Below are 1,733 nucleotides of genomic sequence, written 5' to 3' on the forward strand. Positions count from 1 at the left end.
GGTGGATGCCGCCGACATCAGCCTGGACGCCCTGGAAGTGGCCCGTATCAACGTGGATCGCCATCATCTGGACGGCCGCATCACGCTGGTTGAATCCGACGGCCTGGCTGCGTGTGCCGGGGTTTACGACCTGATTTTATGCAACCCGCCCTACGTTAACGCGGCCAGCATGTCAGCCCTTCCTGCGGAATTCCGGGCAGAACCAGCGATGGCGCTGGACGGAAACACGCTGGGCGGCACGGACGGCATGGACTTCATTCGTGGCCTTCTACAGGACGCGGCCCGCCATATGAGCGAAAATGCTGTGTTGGTGCTGGAAATCGGCAATGAGCGCGAGAATTTTGAGCGCGCTTTCCCGATGCTTGAACCGCTGTGGTTCGAAACCAGCTCGGGTGCCGACCAGGTTTTATTGCTTACACGCGAACAACTGGCTTGAAGCCGATCGCCCAAGCCCGCCGCCCTGAGTCGCTGGCGCGTCTCTTGCACAAGGGCAAAGCGCCTGCCGCGCTGCCCGATTCACTTTCCTGAAGTTGCTATTTAAATGATTACCCTTAAAAACGTCGTGCTGCGCCGCGGCGCCAAAGTGATTCTGGACGGTGCCTCCGTCACCCTCAACCCCGGCGAGAACGTCGGACTGGTGGGGCGTAACGGCGCGGGCAAGTCGTCGCTCTTTGCCATGCTCAACGGAACACTGCATGAAGACGGCGGCGAGTTTTCGATTCCCACGCAATGGCGCATGGCGCAAGTGGCGCAGGACATGCCCGAAACCGAGCAAAGCGCCACGGACTACGTGATCGAAGGCGATGTGGTGTTGATGGCCGCGCAGGCCGAGGTGACAGCCGCCGAAGAAAGCGGTGACGGTGACCGCATGGCGCATGCCTACATGGAGCTGTATGACTCCGGCGCGCATGATTCGCAGGCGCGCGCGCAGGCGCTGATCCTGGGCCTGGGCTTCAAGGTCAGCGAACTCGACAACCCCGTCAACAGCTTTTCCGGTGGCTGGCGTATGCGCCTTCAATTGGCGCGCGCGCTGATGTGCCCGTCTGACCTGCTGCTGCTGGACGAACCCACCAATCACCTGGATCTGGACGCACTGGTCTGGCTCGAAGCCTGGCTCAAGCGCTACCAGGGCACCATGCTGGTCATCAGCCATGACCGCGAATTTCTCGATGCCGTGACCGACGTGACGGTGCATATCGAAAGCGCCAAACTCACCCGCTACGGCGGCAACTACAGCAAGTTTGAAGACCTTCGCTCCGAGCAGATGGCGCTGCAGCAAACCGCGTTTTCCAAGCAGCAGGACAAGATTGCCCACTTGCAGAAGTTCATCGCGCGCTTCAAGGCCAAAGCCAGCAAGGCCAAGCAGGCGCAAAGCCGCGTCAAGGCACTGGACCGCATGGAGAAGATCGCGCCGCTGCTGGCCGAAGCCGACTTCACCTTCGAGTTCAAGGAGCCGGCCAACCTGCCCAATCCGATGCTGTCGATGCAGAACGCCTATTTCGGCTATCCACAGCCTGAAGACGCCCCAGCAGGTACGCCGCCCACCGTCATCGTTCAAAACGTCAGCAAATCGGTGCTGGCCGGACAACGCATCGGCATTCTTGGCGCCAATGGCCAGGGCAAATCCACGCTGGTGAAAACCGTGGCGCGCGCGCTGTCACCCATCAGCGGTGAGATGATTGAGGGCAAGGGCCTGAACATCGGCTACTTTGCCCAGCAGGAACTGGACGTGC

At 60.9% G+C, this 1,733-nt stretch carries 2 protein-coding genes; both read left to right on the plus strand.

Features of this window, described 5'->3' with window-relative positions; translation table 11 throughout:
• A partial coding sequence (locus AC1D0Z_RS21050) for a methyltransferase (protein WP_477660105.1) occupies positions 1-436 on the plus strand: 436 nt, incomplete at its 5' end.
• A gap of 105 nt (positions 437-541) precedes the next feature.
• A partial coding sequence (locus tag AC1D0Z_RS21055; protein ID WP_477660106.1) for an ABC-F family ATP-binding cassette domain-containing protein occupies positions 542-1,733 on the plus strand: 1,192 nt, incomplete at its 3' end.

It is taken from the genome of Polaromonas sp. P1_E3, from assembly GCF_056405935.1.